The sequence below is a fragment of the Lysinibacillus sp. F12 genome (genome assembly GCF_057773605.1).
Window position 1 is genome coordinate 684,610 of record NZ_JBYMLP010000001.1, and the last position, 17,794, is coordinate 702,403.

Below are 17,794 nucleotides of genomic sequence, written 5' to 3' on the forward strand. Positions count from 1 at the left end.
TAGTTTATTTTGAAAACCAAATAAAAAAGATTCGGAAATAACATATTTCCAAATCTTTTTGTATATCGAAATAAGTAAAGTCGTTCATTTCCACGGGAAGGAGCGGCTCCCCTCGCTTCGCTTCAATTTCATCTTTTAAGTGTATTAATTGGATGAATCGATGGCAGTAGAAGAAGTTTTTCGAGACATATCTTGCGTTACTATTCTCCCTGGATAAAATTTCATTTGTTCATTTAATTTATTTTCTTTGGCTGTTATGGCAATAGGTTTCACCTTCAGTACCAATGTTTTACTCCCTAAAGAAGACTGATACTTTTCGATATGTGTTTTCGATAAATGAGTAAGGTAATAGCTCGGTACATATTTATCAAGCATTGCCTGCATGGCAGCCGTTGATTCATTCAAATCTGTTACTATTTCTATTTGACCATTCGCCACAACACTCATATATGCCGTATCCGTTTCAGCAGGAATGGGATCTACCATTGTTCCAAACGATTCGCATACAGTAATGCATGCATTTGGATTGTTCTCGATAATATTTATTTTTCTCCCCTCATTCGCTCCATGAAAATAAAAATATCCATCTTTAAAGACATAATTTAATGGAATAACATAAGGCATATGTTCATCCACTAATCCAAGAAAAGCAGTTTGTGCGTCTTCTAAAAATTGCTTGATATGGCTGTCATCTGTACATACTTTTAGATGCATTCGAATGTCCGTTTCCATTTTTCAACCCCCAATTCTCTTCTACAGAGGAGTCTACAGCAGGAAGGACACGTAAAAAAGGCACAGTTTGATGAAAACCGGTGGGTACAACTTCAAACTATCGAATTAGGGAAGATTTTATTTTTCTCTTTTACTCTTCCGAATCTCGATAAAATAATTTGAGCTGTGCCACTATCATAATGCTAATAACGACTAGTAAAAACCAAGAACTAATCTTCCCAAAATGAACGATCGTCCAAGCTACCTCTTGATTGGGGTATGACCATGCACCAAAAAATGTAGCAATATTTTCCGCAATCCAAATGAAAAATCCAATTAAAAAGAATGACACGACAATTGGCATTTGATAGATGTTATCCCGTACAGTAAATTTGACAACAGTACGGTAAAACACTATGAAAAGTAAAGCCATTAACAGCCATCTCAAATCATACATAAAATGATGTGTGAAAAAATTCAAGTAAATCATGGCCCCCAGTGGAATAGCTATATAACTTTTTGGCCAATTGACAATCTTTAAATCAAACCTGCGCCACGCTTGGCAAATATAACTGGCTACACTCGCATACATAAAGCCACTATATAATGGCACACCTCCAATTTTTGACCAAGCCTCTTCTGGATAAGACCAAGAATTAACATTCACTTTATAAAGTTCAAGAACAAGCCCAATAATATGAAACAGACAGATTACTTTTATTTCATCTTTCGATTCTAGACCAAATTTATACATCAAGTATTGTGTCACTAGACAGATTATTAAAATGAAATCGTATCTTGCAACGCCTGGTATATGAATTACTTTTGAGAGCGCGAGAGTCATAAATATAACTACAGGAAAAATACAAGATAATGATTGATGGTACGTAAAGTACCCTAAGTCTTTCAAAAAATTCTTCATCATTCATCCACCTCAGTAATGATACAAAGTTTGAGGAACTTAGCTTGCAAAACTAAATTCTTCTTGTATGAAGAATATACGATTAATTATCTTATTTCAATATTTTTTTATCGATAATCAATAAATTTTCCCCGCTTTTTATAGGAACAATTTTTTATGAAATACGTCCTTCATTTTCTAAATTTGTGGAATTTAGAAGGGAAAATAGAAAAGAGTAGCCGTCTTAGCAGCTACTCCCATAGTTAAAGATACATTTTTTGATCTAATTTTAACTGTACTTCTTGTTGGCTTATTTTCATCACCTTAGTCTTCTTCACTTTTACGTAATAAACGACGTAACAGCCGATAAAGAATGCTCCACCACAATAAAGTGCTAATCGTTGCGATGGATCAAATGCCAAGCTTGCCATAACAATACAGTTTGCGACTAAACCGATAATTGGAATAATGGGATAAAGTGGAGCTTTGAATTTTAAATCCTCCACTTTTCCACCTTGTCGTACATAGGAACGTCTAAAAGCGATTTGTGATGCTGTAATGGCAATCCAGCCTATTTGAGCGCCTAAACCTGCAAGCGATAAAAGCCAAACAAAAACAGTTTTTGCAGCGAAAACACTAGACAGAAGTGATAATCCAGCTACAGCAAGTGTTATTAATAATGCGTTCATAGGAATCCCTCTCTTATTCACCTTCCCTAAAGCTGGGCTAGCCATTTTTTCAACGGAAAGAGAGAATAACATACGCGTTGCTGCATATAGACCCGAGTTAGCAACCGATAATAACGCTGTTAAAATAACGAAGTTCATGATGTCAGCCGCATAAGGTATACCTATACTATCCAATACAACTACAAATGGGCTTTCAACAACTCCAGCTTTATCCATAGGAATCATACCTGCAAGCACAACAACGGATAGAACAAAGAAGAAAAGCGTACGCCATACGGTTTGTTTAATAGATTTAGGAATCGTTTTTTCTGGATTTTCACTTTCACCTGCAGCAATACCAATTAACTCTGTCCCTTGGAATGAAAAATTCACAGTGATCATCGTTATAAGCAATGCTGTTACACCATTTGGAAATAGTCCACCCTCATAAAAATGAGTAAGGAATGGGGCATTCGTTCCATCCTTCATATCGATCAAGCCAAACATCGCTGCTCCCCCAACTCCTAGGAACATAATGATAGCTAAAATTTTAATGCTAGAAAAAACAAACTCTGCTTCACCAAATGCCTTTGCTGATAAACCATTTAATAAAAAGAGCAAGGCCCCGAAAATTAAACACCACATCCATACGGGTGATTCAGGAAACCATCTTTGCATAAGTTGTCCAGCCCCTAAAAATTCAAGGGCAACCGTTACCGCCCACCCCAGCCAATAAAGCCAGCCAACAGCAAAGCCTGTAGCAGGACCAATAAATTTCGTCGTGTATGTTTGAAATGAACCAGATACTGGCATAGCTACTGATAATTCACCTAAACAAAGCATCGTTAGATACATCACTAACCCGCCTACTAAATACGAAAGAATAGCACCTGTTGGGCCGGCTTGATTAATGGTAAAGCCTGATCCAAGGAAAAACCCTGTTCCTATACAGCCTCCAAGTGAGATCATAAACAAGTGTCTAGCTTTCATACTTCTTTTTAATTCATATTGTTCTGATGCCATAAAAAAACCCCTTATGCTACTATCTTGTAAGCACTTACTTTTGTAGGTGCAAAAAGATAACTATTAGAAATATCAATAGATTTGATTTTTAAAATTTAATCTATTTTGTGAACAGTCAATTTTCTGACAAATAAAAGTTCCCGTTTAGTCTAGAGCATTAATTCGTTCTATTGTAAACTACCATTAGGGAGAGCAATTTTCTAATGTTCGGTTGTGGCGACCTAATTTTATTAAAAAGTTCTTCCTTATCGCTCTTGCAACTTCCCTATCGTTTGCTTAAAGTAATGTATCGCCAAAGAGTGAGCTGATTAAAGCTACGGCAGCGATAGCTGTTTTATTATATTTATCTAATACCGGGTTTGTCTCTACAAACTCTGCAGAAGTAATAATATTTGATTCTGATAGCATTTCCATAGCTAGATGACTTTCACGGTAGCTAATACCACCTGCCACTGGCGTTCCTACACCCGGAGCATCATTAGGATCAAGGCCATCTAAATCTAACGATAAATGGACACCATCAGTGCGCTCCTTTAAATATTCAATCGTTTCAGCCATTACGGTCGTCATGCCTAAACGATCGATTTCATGCATCGTATAGACCTTTATACCAATTTCCTTAATTAGTTGCTTCTCACCCGGATCTAAATCACGTGCCCCAATAATAACAACATTTTCAGGCTTAACTTTTGGCGCATAACCACCAATATTTGTAAGTGCCGGATGACCAAGTCCTAAGCTTACTGCCAAAGACATTCCATGAATATTACCTGAAGGTGAAGTTTCACCAGTATTTAAATCACCATGGGCATCGTACCAAATAACACCTAGATTCTCATAATGTTTGGAAACACCTGCTAATGTACCAATGGCAATACTATGATCTCCTCCTAGAACTAAAGGAAAGCGTTTTGAGGAAATAACTTGATCTACTTTTTGACCAAGCTTGTCATTAGCATCTGCTACCGTTTTTAAATTTTTTAAGTTAGTTGTTGCTTCTATTTCTACTTCTTTATTAACAAGTTCGATAGTCAAATCCCCTTCGTCTTGAATGGAATATCCAAGACCCTCAAGTCGATCTGTTAGCCCAGCATATCGTATGGCACTTGGCCCCATATCAACTCCTCTTCTTGTTTGACCCAAATCCATTGGCACCCCAATAATCGTAACTTCTTTGCGCATAATAATTTCTCCTCTCCAATAATTACTTTCACAGTATAAAGAAAATGAAAAATTGACTCAACTCGACATTATTTTTAATTTTTATACAGTTTGGATTATTGAAAACATAGATTTTATCATGCATAAATGACTGCATAAACAGCAAACCAATGCATACAAAAACAGTATTTTACAATTTTACATCTTTTATTGTCAGAAATTTCAATATTGAAACAGTAAAACTATTCTTTTTTTATCGTTTTTTCCGAAAATTTAAATGGTAATTTAAGATTTTAATACAATTTAAAGGTATAATATTAAAAATGTATCCTTATTTGGTTATATCAGGACCATTTTTTACTACTAAAAATTCTATTAAGTAGATTTACCTTTTCATTTTTGGACAGAAAAAAAGCCTTACATCATAGCTGTAAGGCTTCAGTCTGTCGACAAAAGGAATTGAGAAGTTCACACTCGATTCCTTTTGTCATTTTTTCTCTTTCATTATGTTTAAAAATGATAATTTGATATCCAATAAAACAGACTCTTCAAGTATAAGAACTCTTTTAAGCCGCCTGCCACGGCTAGTTTTTTGGTAGCAAGAGAGTAAGTATAGGCCTGCATGGACAATTTTTTCAGACCACTAGGTTGTCCATCGCATACCATGATTTTCCTTTGCATCGGCAAAGACATGCTCAATCGTTTCTTTACGCTTGCATAAATTTGTTTGATGTCATAGGAATGGCGTAAATGTTCAGCTTCCTCCACATACAATTCCCCAATATGGCGTTGAATGAGTTTTTTGTGATTCTTACTTTCCGTACATTGGGAAAGGCTTAACACTTAGCACCATTCAAAGGTTTCGATGTATTATCACCCCAAAAATTTACCTATGTAGATGGGGTACTTTATGTAGAAGTTGATCGGAACGAAGGGCGGTGACTCCAGCGGGAAAAGCGGGAAAGTCGAGATCCTGGACTGAGTGAAGCGAGGGAAGCAGCTCGACCCCGCCCGCGGAAAGCGTCCGCCCGTAGTGGAAATCAACGGCTTTACTTTATTTCATTGAGTTTGTCTACAGTCTGAAGCCTTACATCATAGCTGTAAATCTTTAAAATTTCTACGTTTTTAATAATTTTAAAATACTATTCAAACATGTTTCTTTATAATATTGATGTTGTTCTTTTAAATCATCGGTTAACCATTGTATCAAAGAACCATCAATCATCGCCCTCATCATTTTTGCACTTGCGAGGGAATCCATATCCTGACAAAACACACCCTCATGTTGTCCCAACTTAATAATTTCTTGTCCGATTCCCCAGCAATTCTCATAAAATTTTAAGTTTATTTTCTTATACGCTTCATTTCCATTCGCTTGGGCTAAAAAATCTAAATACACTCTGTAAAATTTTTTATTATCTTGAGGGGATACAAAAACAGCATTTAAATAGGCGTGAAGTTTTTCAATTGCTGTCTCGTATTTGGCGATTTCTTTTATTTCAAAACTATAGATTTTGTTTGTTGTGGATTCCAGTAATTCTAATAATATGTTTTGCTTGCTCGTAAAGTAATAGTGGACTACCCCTTTCGAAACATTTGCATGATTGGCTATATCTTGTAATGTGACATTATCGTAGCCTAATTTTGAAACAGCATCAAAGGCTGCTTTCATTATCTGTTTTTTTCGTTCTTCCTCTTTCTTTTTCATAGAAGCCTCCAATGACTTGATACAAGTCATTATACATGAACAGAGTGCATTTTCCAATTTTATGTTGACCGGTCAGAATAATTTTGATACTGTTTAATGGAATTAGATTGTAGGAGGATGTTTACGATGACATTAGAAAACTTTAAAGCGTTGGTAGTCAATCAAGATGAAAATTTCACAGTGAAAGTTAATGATCTTACTTTAAATGATCTTCCGAATGGTGAGGTATTAATTAAAGTAAGCTACTCTGGCATTAATTATAAAGACAGTCTGGCAGCTATACAGGATGGTAAAATCGTTACTTCCTATCCTTTCGTACCTGGGATTGATTTAGCTGGGATTGTTGTATCCTCTGAAGATTCTCGCTTTCAAGAGGGTGACAAGGTAATTGCAACAAGCTATGAAATTGGCGTATCTCATTTTGGAGGATTTAGTGAATACGCTCGAATCCCTTCTAAATGGATTGTTCCATGTCCAAGCGGTCTTTCTCTCAAAGAGGCAATGATTATAGGAACAGCAGGATTTACGGCTGCTTTGTCGATTCAAAGATTACAGGAAAATGGCATTAGTCCTGAGAATGGAAAAATCCTTGTTACGGGGGCAACTGGTGGTGTAGGTAGTTTCGCTGTCTCAATTCTCTCAACACTAGGTTATCAAGTAGAAGCAAGTACAGGGAAAGATTCAGAACATGAATACTTGAATAACCTGGGGGCCACTTCAATTGTAGCTCGTGAAGAGGTATTTGATGGGAAGATTAGAGCATTAGGCAAACAAAAATGGGCTGCAGCTGTCGATTCTGTTGGAGGAGAACCACTTGCCTCTTTATTAAGTCAAATTCAGTATGGCGGTGCTGTTGCTAGCAGTGGGTTAACAGCAGGAACAAACCTTCCTACAAGCGTCTTCCCCTTTATTTTAAGAGGTGTAAATTTACTTGGAATTGATTCTGTTTATTGTCCAATGGATGTACGATTGAACATATGGGATCGTTTAGCAACTGATTTTAAACCAGCTAACCTTGAAGGCTTCATTTATCAAGAGGTAACGTTACAGCAACTTCCAAATGTTTTACCTATTTTATTGAAAGGTCAAGCAAGAGGTCGATTTCTTGTGAAATTATAAATAGATACTCCTATATAAAGTGCGAACGAAAGCCTTCTTACATATGAATGTAGGAAGGCTTTTAAAATACTTTTTTCAGTACTTCAAGCTACTATGCATCAGGCATGGTAGCTTTTTTATTGTTTGACACCCGCCTGACATAAAAATTCATTATAGTAAGCCATGACCGTACCACTAGACGATTCTGATAAAAAATTGTCTAAATTCATGGTTCTAAACATACCATTAATGTATATAAGCATTACATTCAGGGAACTCAAAAACTATCAACTATTTTTGGAGATGATTATATGAAACGAGCACATATTGATGAATTAAATATTACTAGAGCCTTAGCTATACTAGCTGTACTTCTTATCCATTCTACTAGTACACCTGTTACAGCTTTGTCCAGCGAATCAAAACTCTACTCTATTTATGTTTTCTTCAATATTTTTCCTAAATTTGCTGTCCCTGTTTTTATTTTTTTAAGTGGGTTTGTTTTATTTTACAACTATATCCAAAAGGATTTCACCAAAAAACTGATTGTTTGTTTTTATAAAAAAAGAGTGACCCAAATACTTATTCCCTATCTCTTTTTTTCTGTCTTTTATTTTGCCGCTATGCAATTTTATGTGACGCGCGATTTTTCATTAGCATGGCACGCCCTTTTTAGTGTTGAATTTCTTCAGAAACTATTAATTGGAAAAGCATATACTCATTTATATTATATATTTATTATGGTGCAGTTCTATCTAATGTTCCCGTTATTCTTATATATTTTAAAGAAAAAACCTGCCCTATCCCCTCTTCTGATTTGGACAGGACTAGCTCTTCAATGGATTTTTATCCTATTAAATGCTGAGTATTGGCAGTATCCTTATAGAGGGAGTATTTCATTCTCTTATATACTTTATTTCTTGGCTGGTGGATTTTTAGGGGTTTATTTTGAAAAATATAAACGGTGGTTCCAACTAACCCCAAAAAACTTTCCGATTTCTATTTATTTCATTTGGGCTATTTGGTTATTTTCTACAATTTATAATATTTATCTATATTACTTTGTTTATTCATCTTCAACCTATTTAGCCAACAGTATCGTATTTGAACTAGTCTTTCAGCTACAATCTTTAACGGCCTGTATCGTCTTGTTACAGCTTTCTTTCTGGATTTTTAATAGAGGGAATAAAGCCTTGGTAAATGCCCTTATTAATCTTGGTACATTATCATTTGGCATTTATCTACTACATCCTTTTTTCCTCTTCCTTTATCGCCAAATTCCTGTCAGCGGTAATAGTCTCTTATTTCATGTTTGGAGTGTCGGAGGTTTTATTGTTGCTCTATTTATTACGTGGATTGTGGTATTTTTGGTGGGGAAATATTTTAAATATCATTGGATTGCATTCGGACCGATTCCAAAAGAATTTCCTTATAAATAAATGTTGCCTCTTATAATAGTAGAAACTATATTGACTAACAAAAAAGCCCTGTGGAAATTGTTCCACAGAGCTTTTTTCAATGATCGGCTTAATTATTTTGAAATTGAACCGTCTTTTACTTTGTTGTTATTAGCATCAACAAGGTTTGTAGCTTTAAATTCAACTACAATGCTATCAGTTAAAGCATAGTCAGCTTTAGTTGTCACAGTTAATTTACCATTAGCTACAGCAGCTTTAGCCACTTCTACAGTTGAACCAGCAATTTTTACTGTTAAACCTGTTGGTGTAGCTTGATCAGCAATACTTTCAGTAAAGTCAACTGTAAATGTTTTGCTATCTACTACTGTTACTTTAGAAGCTACAGGTACAATATTTTCTTTAAGAGCCACTAGAGTAGTAGCTTTTCCATTTTTAAGAGTGTTACCTTTTGTATCTACTACATTTTTAGCTTCAAGTACATAATTACCATTTGCCGTGATAGAACCTTCTGGTAAAGTGAATCGTACTTTTTTAGTGCCATCCACAAATTGAAGTTGAGTGCCAGCAGGTAGCTCTTTTCCTCCAAGTGTGTAGTTAGAAGCATTTGTTGCTGTTGCAGTCACATCAGCAGCATATTCAACAGTGAATACATTATTATCTGTTACAACAACTGGTGTTGTCCCAAGTACTAATGAATCTGTAGTAGTTTCTGGTGTAGCTTCATACGTTCCAGTTGTCACATTGAATGTAATTGTATCTGCAGTTACGTTGCCAGCTAAGTCAGCCACTGCTTTAGCAGATAATTCAAATGTATATGTTGAATTACTATCTAAATCAATGTCCACTTTCACCGTATTTTTCTCTGCACCCTCAATTTTACCGTTACCATCTACATCATAACCAGCATCTGCTTTTACAGCTGTTTCTTTTCCAGTAGTGTAAGCAATACCATTTTGAGTTTTAAGAGTTAATTTACCATCTACTTTTACTGGTTCGCTAAAAGTAAGGTATAGCGCATCTACATCAGTAGTAGCATTTACATCATCAGCTACTAACATTTTAGTAGAAGCAGATACAAGTGTAGCAGGCGTTAAATCTTTAGATAGAATAGCCTTGAACTCAAATGCATCTCCTGCATTGCCAGCTAAATCTTTTTGTCCTTCTACTTTAACGTCTGCATTAATGAATGTAGCTGTACCTAATGCAGCTTTTGCATCAATAGTAAATACAGTTTTATCTTCTGCATCTTTCATATCAGCATCTTTTAAGTAGTAAACCGTAGAACCAACCGTTACTTTTGCATATTCTTCAGCAGTAGCGCCCGCATCTGCATCAAGATTTTGCTTCATTAATTCTTCTGAGAAATCAAACGTAATTTCTGTACCATTCACAGCAGTTGAAACAGTTGGTTTTGAATTATCAACGTCTGCTTTTAGAACCGTGAAGTTCACTGCAATCGGATTTGCAATATTATTAGCAAAGTCAGTTGCTCCTACGATGTCTACTTTATAAGTCTGCTCAGCAGTTAAGCCTTTGATTGTTAATGTCTTTCCAGATAAAGTATAACGATCTTTAGCAAGTTCAGTACCATTTAAGCTAACTGTTCCTTCGTTTTGTACAAGCTCATCGAAAGTGATTACTGCTGTTGTGCCTTTTGCTTCAACAGAATTTACGCTAACAGGAGTTGTATCAGCAAATGTGATTAATTTATTAAACTCTTCAGTTAGAACTTTTGCATCTGCTTTTGTTTTGATTGGGTTTACAGTTACTTTGCCATTTGTTAATTTAATTTCTTTATCAGTTGTTAAAATAACAGTCATTCCGTCTTCAGAAACTTTTGCGTTCGTAATAGCTACCCCGTCAATAGCGTATTTCGCTGTTACAGCAGCATCTTTTGCATCAACAGCTGTGTTGAACTTCACTTCAAATTCTTTTGCGTTAAGCCCTTTTACAGATTCTACTGCTGGTGTTACTTCTTGAACTGCATCAATTGTACGCTTTACCATAGTAGCAAATTCTTCGCGGCTAATTTTATCCTGTGGTGCTAATAATGATCCTTTACCATTGATTACACCATTTTCAACAGCTGTTTCTAAGTAAGATACAGCCCATTTAGAAGCTTTAGAAGCATCTGAGAATTGACTAAGGTCTGCTTTACCAGTTAATTGATAACCTTGTACGATAACTTTTGCAGCTTGTTCTCTTGTTAATTGTGCTTTCGGTTCAAATTTACCATTACCCATACCATCAAATAATTCTGGTGAAGTGGCAAGCACTGCATTATAGAACCAGTCATTTTCATCTACATCTGTAAAATCTTCTGTTCCAGTAGCTTTTAAGTCTAATGCTTTTGATAAAATTTCAGCAGCTTCAGCACGAGTAAGTGTACCAGCTGGGTTGAAGTTTCCTTTTTCGTCACCTTGGATGAAACCTTTGTCAGTTAAAAACTGTACTGCTTCTTTTGCCCATGATGAAATGCTACCTGCATCATTAAATTCAGCAGCTGATGCTACCGGTACGATTGCTGATGCTACAAGTGCTGCTGTAGCAGTAGTTGCAAAAAATTTACGACCTTTGTTATGTTTCGTCATTTGTATATTCCTCCAGAATTCAAATAAATTATATTATTCTGTGAGAACAATATTACCGCTCTATTAAATTTTATTAATATGTATAATACGTTCTCTCAAATAATAATTACTAATAGTTATGGATAAAGCAGCCTTCAAAAATTTTCATGATGAAATATACCAATCAATCTTAAATTTGCTTTACAAGACAATAATATAACTACATTACCAATAAATAAACGCTAAAAATAAGGTAATTTTAATACCAAATTGGTCGTATAGGTAATTATTTCATAAATAATTACCTATAAATAGAAACTCATAGAGAAATGAAGACAAGATGCAGAAAAAACAGTTATTTATTGCTGGAAACTTTAACTTTCTATTTTTTTAGATTCCATTTATTTTTTAAAATAATAGTAGGGCTAATAGCTTTTCTAACGATATAAATGTAAAATATTAACAGACTGAATTCTATGCTAATAAAATATAAATTGTTAAAATCATTGTTTCGCTAATTGAGTGAGCTTGAAATTATATATCGTTTTTTTGAAGGGATGGATGAAAATAAATATAGGAAAGATGCGTTTTTTCATAATGATGGCAGAAGAATTGAATGTTGTCGTGCAGCAGAATGTCTGTGGATGGCACTACCTCCCCTTAGTCAAGTAAACTTTTTCAACAGACTAGGAGAATGGTTGAGCTCCATTTATCCTAAATCATCCTCTTAATAGACTATTTTTCAAGTTCCTTAATTACGTGAAATTCCAAAATTTTTAAGCGAAATATCCATAACTGTATATAGTTAATTTACCAGATCATAACAATTCAGACGTAAGTCCGAAGACAACAAAGGATAATAAGCTGTATAGTTCAGTTATACTTTTTAATCTAAAAAGTATAAGGAGAAATCCTAGGCAGCCCTTACGCATAGTTTAAAATTGCTACTAAAACGTTCAATTAGATTCTTTTTTAAAGCTATCGTAATAAGTGTGCTATTTTTTGTACTATAAATTGTTTGGAAATCGGAACATGTAAATATTGTAGAAAGTATGTGGGGGTGTTTTCTATGAAAGAAAAGATACATTTTACCATCTTAAGTAATGATTCAACCGATGGAGATGGGGGTTACGGCGTAGGTACCCTTGATTTAAATAATGTAACGCCTATTATTATAGATTGTGAAAAAAAACACGTATTTATAGACCTAGAAGCCTTACATGGGCGAAGTATTATTGAAAAAAAAGTGCGTTTTTCACCAGATTTAGCTCATGCTAGTGACGATTATAATCGTTATTGGATCGTTTGGGTAGCTCTTCAGGTCGGGGAAAATGGACCTTATTATGCGGGATGTACTGCAAGTGAAGTACGGGTAGCAAAGGAAGAACGACGCATTAAACTTGGCTATAAATCGTTGCCAGAGCAAGTAAATTATTTAGATAAAGCACTTAAAGGGACATTTATCCTAAGTCATGTCGATCCCAAATCAAAAAAACTACTTTTCCAATTTTTATCTGAATTTAATGAACAGTATTGGAAGCACTCGCCTGAAGAATTAAAACATCAATTAGGGGAGGATTTATAATGGCCTTTGTAATTACAGAATTATGTAGGGATGAAAAAGCAGCCGTTTGTTTAGATGTCTGTCCCGTAAATTGCATTGTAAATACAGATACACAATATGTCATTAACCCTGATATCTGTATCGATTGTGGCGCTTGTGAATTAGTTTGTCCCGTAGAGGCTATTTTTTTTGAGGATGAATTGCCTGCTGAATATCATTCTGCCACTCTACTAGCACGTAACTATTTTCGGAACTAGATGATATACAGCTTACTATCTAATTCCAGCAGCAATATATTGATTGAATAGATGTCATGATTTAGAGCTCTGAACGTCATGTGAAAAAGTAGTACAAACGATGGTTTGTACTACTCATATACTTTTTATTTGATCTTAGCGAACAAACCATATTACTTGCTATCTATTTTCAAGACCTCCCAAATAGAATTATCTACTTCTATTGCTTGTCTATAGGGTAGCTCTCTATTAGCCTTCGCATTCCAATATGCCTCCCCGACAGGTTGATTACCTAATTCAAAATCTATACCATCCCACGTACCTTCACGAAATGCATAAAATGCCCAATGACAGCCATAATCATTAAAAATATCCATTAAATACTTGATATATTGATCCGCTCCAGCAACCATTCGGTTAATGCCAAACTCTTCTGCCATATTATCACCTCATATAAATCCTACTGAACCTACGTTACACAAATGTGACAACCTATGTTTAAATATAAATTGATTAGATTATTCTAGGGAAAAATAAAAAGGATTGAGTTCAGTACATACCAAACTCAATCCTTACAAACGCCTATTGAAAACTTAATCTTATTTTGTACCACTCGCTCCAAATCCCGAAGTTCCACGAACCGTTTGAGATAATTCATTAACTTCCAGGAGTTGAATAGTAGGGACAAATTGAATCACCATCTGGGCAATTCGCATAGATTTTTCTACGAAGAACGTATCTTGACCATGATTAATTAAAATTACACCGATTTCCCCTCTATAGCCTTCATCGATTGTTCCTGGGCTATTGAGCACTGTAATACTATGTTTTAAGGCTAGTCCACTTCTTGGTCGAATTTGTGCTTCCGTTCCTTTTGGTAATTCAATTTGAATTCCTGTTTTAATTAATTTAGTCCCACCAGCAGGTATCTCTACAGTTTCAATGGAATAGAGGTCCATCCCAGCATCGCCAGGGTTAGCTTGCATGGGTAGCATTGCATCTTCATGCATTCTTTTGATTTTTACTTCTACATTCATTGTTCTTCATCCTAACGATTAAAATTAAATGTGTCATCTGTAATTGGCGCTACTTTTGCCTTAGCATAGGTAGCCCCCTTTTGTGAAAAGAAATCATATGTGGAGCCCTCATTACGAATTCCATTCATAACGATTGGATTCACTTCTTCTTCAGGAAACATAGCTTCAAAACCAACATTCATTAAGGCTTTATTTGCATTATAACGCACATAGGCTTTTACCTCAGGCGATAATCCTGTCTCCGCATAAATGTCCTCTGTATATTTCATTTCATTCTGATATAAATCCAGCAGTAATTCATAGCCCCATAATTGTAAAGCTTCTTGCTTTTCTTTTGAAAATTGCTTATATAGATTTTGAGCAAAAAATCCTACTGCAACACCATGAATGGATTCGTCGCGCAAAATGAGGGAAATAATTTCAGCACTGTTTCTTAAAAAACCTTGCCCACCTAAGTATAATGGGTAGAAAAAGCCAGAATAGAAAAGGAAGGATTCAAGCATAACGGATGAAAACATCGCTTTCCATAAGCTCTCAGCGTCCCCTTCTTCAATACTATTATAAATATCCGCTATTTTATTTGCCTTATATTGTAAATATTCATTTTTCTTTACCCATTCAAAGAGCTCGTCTATTTCCTCGTTTGTACAAAGCGTTGTAAATATATAAGAATATGATTTAGCATGTATTGCCTCAAATGCATCAAAAACGGTTAATACAGCCTTTTCCTGTAAATCATCTGTATAAGCAGCAACACGATTCATCCCAATATTTGTCTGAACGGTATCCAGCAAGGTTAATCCTGCAAACACTTTTTTATACGTGTCCTGATGCTCAAAACTTTTCCACTGTTGAATATCTTTACTCACTGCAATTTCTTCGGGAAACCAAATTTGCTTCCATTGCTGGTCCCAAAAAATTTGGGCCAGTTCACTTGTTGCTTTGTTCCAGTTGACTGCCTCATACACTATATTTGACATGCTACACACTCCTCTAAGCTTTGTAATCGTTGACGAACATAGTAAACGGACTTAATCCCTTTAACCCATGCATAAATGTATACTTTAGCTAGTTGTTCTGTTGTCCAATTATCAGTGACATAAAGAGTCATTGAAATACCTTGGTCAACATGTTTTTGAGAAGCTGCGTATAAATCAATTAAATCATAAGGATCAACATCATAGGCCTCTACATATAGATGACTGTTTTCATTTGTTAAATGTGGCATTGGATAAATTGTTCGACTATCTGCATAATCACGAACCTCTACACGTTCTGTACATGGAGAGATGGAGGCCGTACAGCTACGAATGTACGATATACTACCAGTTGGTGCTATAGCTAAACGATATGAATGGAATAAGCCATATTGCATAACATCTTGCTTTAATAATTCCCACATTTTACTAGTAATGATTGGAATGTTTCCGAGTGCTTTTAATACAGCAGGTGAAAGCTCTTCTTCAGTCTTATTTACATATTGATCAAAATAGATACCTGAAGCATAATCGCTATCTTCAAATCGATAGAACGTTTCTGCTTTTTCTTTAGCCATTTCCATCGATGATTTTAGAGAATAATAGTTCATTGCTTCCATAAAGCGGTCCATGAAATGAATAGAATCTTTCGAGCCATACATAATTCCCTCCGTAACAAGATGTCCATGGAGATTCATACACCCTAGACCTACTGAGTGCATTAATTGATTGGCTTTTGCGACCGACGGAACATTTTTGATGTGCGTCATTTGGGATACATTTGTTAATAAGTGCATAGCTGTATCGATTAATGCTTCAAAATCATTTACTTTACTCGCTGCGTGGATATCAATTGACCCTAAATTACACGACACATCTAACCCATATTCGTTAGGTTGATCTTGATCTGTGATAACACTAGTTTCTTGAACTTGCAAGATTTCAGTACATAAGTTTGACATTTTTACGCGACCGATATTTTTTAGTGGATGTACGTCATTGACATTATCATCAAAAATTTCAAAGGGATAACCGGATTCGAATTGAGCTTTTTTTACCTCTGTATAGAGTCTACGCGCATTCAAACGTTTAATTTTACGGATTTTAGGATTATCTAGTAGTTCATAGTACATGTCAGAAATTGAAATTTCCGACATTCGTTTACCATATACTTTAAAAATATCATATGGACTAAATAACACTATATCTTTATCACGCTTCATCAGTTCGAAGAAAATACTTGGTATAATAATACCTGTTGATAGTGTTGCGAGGCGAATTTTATCATCAGCATTTGGTTTTTTTGATGAAATAAAATTCTCTATATCTGCATGGAAAATATTTAGGTAAACAACTCCTGAGCCATTACGCTGACCAAGCTGATTAGAATAACTAAAAGAATTTTCTAATAGTTTCGCCACTGGAATCACACCACTTGCACGATTTAGTATTTCTTTAATTGGATCACCTAAAGGACGTAAATCCGTTAAGTTAACCCCGACCCCTCCACCTAGACGTGATAGCTCTAAACAATAACCAATATTTTCAGCGATGCTATTCATGGAGTCATCCATGGATAATTTAAAGCAACTTACTAATTCGCCACGAGCTTTCTTCCCACTATTTAATGCAGTAGGCGTTGCAGGTTGATAGGCTTCCATCATCGCTTCCACAGAACGTTCTGCTAGTACCGTGTTCCCCTGTGCCAAGTACAAGGCAATAATGACAATCCGGTCCTCATATTTTTCTAAGATTTCTTCTCCATCACGACTTTTCATAGCGTAGCTGTCATAAAATTTGCTAGCACTCATAAATGATGGGAAACGGAAATTATAATCATACGCTTTTTTGTACAACTTTTTAATAAAATCCATCTCGTACATGTCGATAAAAGCTTTTTCGTAGTAGCCTTCATCAACTAAATAGCGGATTTTTTCCTCTATATCTATAAAGTAACGTAAACGTACGTTGACATATTCTAAAAAGTAGCGGCGCGTAGCCTCACGATCCTTTTCTAACTCTAGTAGCCCCGTTGTACTATAACGATTCAGTACGTCATTATTAAGCTTTAAATAAGTTTTCATCCCATTACCCTCGTTTCATAAAACGTTTGTATAGCTTCATAATCTGTTTGATTGCCGCGCAAATCTAATTTCCTCACTAATGGTACATGATAGGTAGTAGCAATTTTCTCTCCTGCTGCGCCAAATACATGATGTCCAAAGTTACTGTTGCCACTAGCAACTACTCCTTTACAAAAATCTCTGTTTTTATCTAAGAAACGTTGCACTTTTGCTGGAATGTCGCCTAAACCATCTGTGTATGTAATTAAAAGATAAGGCTTATTCAAGCTTAATTCCTCTGAGAGTTCAATAGATTCTGCCCTTAGTTTAGATACTACATTGCGGACATTTCCTGTACGACTAGCGTAAACGATCATAGTGTAATCATCTCAATACGAGAAACAATTTCCTGAACATCCCCTATAAATGTTTCATCCACCTCTAAGACAGGCACACTTAAAAAACCTGCATCAATAATTGTTTGTTTAGCTTGTTCATCGTGATCAATATTAACAATTTCTGCTTCAAGTCCTGCTCGTTGTAATTCGGATTTTACCCAAAGGCATTTTGGACAGATTGTTTTCGTATAAAGTTTCATAGTAATCCCTCTTTTCATAAAATAAAAAAGCTACCTCTTCTAAAGAGATAGCTTACATGGA

The 17,794-nt window shown here is 35.3% G+C and carries 16 protein-coding genes and 1 pseudogene; 4 read left to right on the forward strand and 13 right to left on the reverse strand.

Going from position 1 to position 17,794, the window contains the following annotated elements:
* Positions 1-144 precede the first annotated feature (144 nt).
* The 6 genes and pseudogenes from AC3CH7_RS03560 to AC3CH7_RS03585 form a co-directional block, all read right to left on the reverse strand.
* Positions 145-732, reverse strand: coding sequence for a pyridoxamine 5'-phosphate oxidase family protein (locus tag AC3CH7_RS03560; protein ID WP_036165920.1), 588 nt, complete (start codon positions 730-732; stop codon positions 145-147).
* 130 nt (positions 733-862) lie between these two features.
* On the reverse strand, positions 863-1,636 hold the full coding sequence (locus tag AC3CH7_RS03565) for a DUF817 domain-containing protein (protein ID WP_012293547.1): 774 nt from the start codon (positions 1,634-1,636) through the stop codon (positions 863-865).
* A gap of 239 nt (positions 1,637-1,875) precedes the next feature.
* Positions 1,876-3,303: an amino acid permease gene (locus AC3CH7_RS03570; protein ID WP_031417916.1), complete on the reverse strand. Its 1,428-nt coding sequence runs from the start codon at positions 3,301-3,303 to the stop codon at positions 1,876-1,878.
* Between the two features lie 276 nt (positions 3,304-3,579).
* Positions 3,580-4,485 carry an arginase gene (rocF, locus tag AC3CH7_RS03575; RefSeq protein ID WP_031417915.1) on the reverse strand — a complete coding sequence of 302 codons (906 nt, stop codon included), beginning with the start codon at positions 4,483-4,485 and terminating at the stop codon, positions 3,580-3,582.
* 489 nt (positions 4,486-4,974) lie between these two features.
* A pseudogene (locus AC3CH7_RS03580) lies at positions 4,975-5,330 on the reverse strand (transposase); the annotation flags it as partial.
* 251 nt (positions 5,331-5,581) lie between these two features.
* Positions 5,582-6,172: a TetR/AcrR family transcriptional regulator gene (locus AC3CH7_RS03585; protein WP_031417850.1), complete on the reverse strand. Its 591-nt coding sequence runs from the start codon at positions 6,170-6,172 to the stop codon at positions 5,582-5,584.
* Between the two features lie 126 nt (positions 6,173-6,298).
* On the opposite strand from AC3CH7_RS03585, the gene AC3CH7_RS03590 reads away from it, so the two are divergent.
* Together AC3CH7_RS03590 and AC3CH7_RS03595 are read left to right on the forward strand one after the other, a co-directional pair.
* Positions 6,299-7,291 carry an NADPH:quinone oxidoreductase family protein gene (locus AC3CH7_RS03590; protein ID WP_099805122.1) on the forward strand — a complete coding sequence of 331 codons (993 nt, stop codon included), beginning with the start codon at positions 6,299-6,301 and terminating at the stop codon, positions 7,289-7,291.
* Positions 7,292-7,581: 290 nt separating this feature from the next.
* Positions 7,582-8,709 carry an acyltransferase gene (locus AC3CH7_RS03595; RefSeq protein ID WP_488381577.1) on the forward strand — a complete coding sequence of 376 codons (1,128 nt, stop codon included), beginning with the start codon at positions 7,582-7,584 and terminating at the stop codon, positions 8,707-8,709.
* A 92-nt stretch (positions 8,710-8,801) separates the two neighbouring features.
* Here the strand turns inward: AC3CH7_RS03595 and AC3CH7_RS03600 are convergent, their stop codons facing one another.
* Positions 8,802-11,279, reverse strand: a complete 2,478-nt coding sequence (locus AC3CH7_RS03600) for an S-layer homology domain-containing protein (protein WP_099805120.1) — start codon at positions 11,277-11,279, stop codon at positions 8,802-8,804.
* 1,048 nt (positions 11,280-12,327) lie between these two features.
* Here AC3CH7_RS03600 and AC3CH7_RS03605 point away from each other — a divergent pair.
* Positions 12,328-12,843: a YwhD family protein gene (locus AC3CH7_RS03605; protein ID WP_036161090.1), complete on the forward strand. Its 516-nt coding sequence runs from the start codon at positions 12,328-12,330 to the stop codon at positions 12,841-12,843.
* Complete coding sequence (locus AC3CH7_RS03610) at positions 12,843-13,079, forward strand: ferredoxin family protein (protein ID WP_036165899.1); 237 nt, start codon at positions 12,843-12,845, stop codon at positions 13,077-13,079. Before AC3CH7_RS03605 ends, AC3CH7_RS03610 begins: the two co-directional genes overlap by 1 nt.
* 152 nt (positions 13,080-13,231) lie before the next feature.
* On the opposite strand, the gene AC3CH7_RS03615 is transcribed toward AC3CH7_RS03610, so the two are convergent.
* From AC3CH7_RS03615 to AC3CH7_RS03640, 6 genes are all read right to left on the reverse strand, one after another.
* Positions 13,232-13,498, reverse strand: a complete 267-nt coding sequence (locus AC3CH7_RS03615; protein WP_488381578.1) for a hypothetical protein — start codon at positions 13,496-13,498, stop codon at positions 13,232-13,234.
* Between the two features lie 159 nt (positions 13,499-13,657).
* Complete coding sequence (dut, locus tag AC3CH7_RS03620) at positions 13,658-14,095, reverse strand: dUTP diphosphatase (protein WP_012293537.1); 438 nt, start codon at positions 14,093-14,095, stop codon at positions 13,658-13,660.
* A gap of 11 nt (positions 14,096-14,106) precedes the next feature.
* Positions 14,107-15,075 carry a class 1b ribonucleoside-diphosphate reductase subunit beta gene (gene nrdF / locus AC3CH7_RS03625; RefSeq protein WP_031417839.1) on the reverse strand — a complete coding sequence of 323 codons (969 nt, stop codon included), beginning with the start codon at positions 15,073-15,075 and terminating at the stop codon, positions 14,107-14,109.
* Positions 15,063-17,156: a class 1b ribonucleoside-diphosphate reductase subunit alpha gene (gene nrdE / locus AC3CH7_RS03630; RefSeq protein WP_031417837.1), complete on the reverse strand. Its 2,094-nt coding sequence runs from the start codon at positions 17,154-17,156 to the stop codon at positions 15,063-15,065. Before nrdE ends, nrdF begins: the two co-directional genes overlap by 13 nt.
* Positions 17,153-17,512, reverse strand: coding sequence for a class Ib ribonucleoside-diphosphate reductase assembly flavoprotein NrdI (gene nrdI, locus AC3CH7_RS03635; protein WP_012293534.1), 360 nt, complete (start codon positions 17,510-17,512; stop codon positions 17,153-17,155). The genes nrdE and nrdI overlap by 4 nt, the downstream gene beginning before the upstream one ends.
* A complete protein-coding gene (locus tag AC3CH7_RS03640; RefSeq protein WP_031417836.1) occupies positions 17,509-17,733 on the reverse strand; it encodes a glutaredoxin family protein in 225 nt (74 codons plus the stop codon). Before AC3CH7_RS03640 ends, nrdI begins: the two co-directional genes overlap by 4 nt.
* Between the last annotated feature and the right edge of the window lie 61 nt (positions 17,734-17,794).

What these genes read in the sequence shown, in the direction of transcription:
- AC3CH7_RS03640 (WP_031417836.1), bottom strand. Translation starts at nt 17,733, where the DNA reads ATGAAACTTTATACGAAAACAATCTGTCCAAAATGCCTTTGGGTAAAA.
- AC3CH7_RS03590 (WP_099805122.1), top strand. Translation starts at nt 6,299, where the DNA reads ATGACATTAGAAAACTTTAAAGCGTTGGTAGTCAATCAAGATGAAAAT.
- nrdI (WP_012293534.1), bottom strand. Translation starts at nt 17,512, where the DNA reads ATGATCGTTTACGCTAGTCGTACAGGAAATGTCCGCAATGTAGTATCT.
- AC3CH7_RS03595 (WP_488381577.1), top strand. Translation starts at nt 7,582, where the DNA reads ATGAAACGAGCACATATTGATGAATTAAATATTACTAGAGCCTTAGCT.
- AC3CH7_RS03570 (WP_031417916.1), bottom strand. Translation starts at nt 3,303, where the DNA reads ATGGCATCAGAACAATATGAATTAAAAAGAAGTATGAAAGCTAGACAC.
- AC3CH7_RS03585 (WP_031417850.1), bottom strand. Translation starts at nt 6,172, where the DNA reads ATGAAAAAGAAAGAGGAAGAACGAAAAAAACAGATAATGAAAGCAGCC.
- rocF (WP_031417915.1), bottom strand. Translation starts at nt 4,485, where the DNA reads ATGCGCAAAGAAGTTACGATTATTGGGGTGCCAATGGATTTGGGTCAA.
- AC3CH7_RS03600 (WP_099805120.1), bottom strand. Translation starts at nt 11,279, where the DNA reads ATGACGAAACATAACAAAGGTCGTAAATTTTTTGCAACTACTGCTACA.
- AC3CH7_RS03560 (WP_036165920.1), bottom strand. Translation starts at nt 732, where the DNA reads ATGGAAACGGACATTCGAATGCATCTAAAAGTATGTACAGATGACAGC.
- nrdF (WP_031417839.1), bottom strand. Translation starts at nt 15,075, where the DNA reads ATGTCAAATATAGTGTATGAGGCAGTCAACTGGAACAAAGCAACAAGT.
- dut (WP_012293537.1), bottom strand. Translation starts at nt 14,095, where the DNA reads ATGAATGTAGAAGTAAAAATCAAAAGAATGCATGAAGATGCAATGCTA.
- AC3CH7_RS03615 (WP_488381578.1), bottom strand. Translation starts at nt 13,498, where the DNA reads ATGGCAGAAGAGTTTGGCATTAACCGAATGGTTGCTGGAGCGGATCAA.
- AC3CH7_RS03565 (WP_012293547.1), bottom strand. Translation starts at nt 1,636, where the DNA reads ATGATGAAGAATTTTTTGAAAGACTTAGGGTACTTTACGTACCATCAA.
- AC3CH7_RS03605 (WP_036161090.1), top strand. Translation starts at nt 12,328, where the DNA reads ATGAAAGAAAAGATACATTTTACCATCTTAAGTAATGATTCAACCGAT.
- AC3CH7_RS03610 (WP_036165899.1), top strand. Translation starts at nt 12,843, where the DNA reads ATGGCCTTTGTAATTACAGAATTATGTAGGGATGAAAAAGCAGCCGTT.
- nrdE (WP_031417837.1), bottom strand. Translation starts at nt 17,156, where the DNA reads ATGAAAACTTATTTAAAGCTTAATAATGACGTACTGAATCGTTATAGT.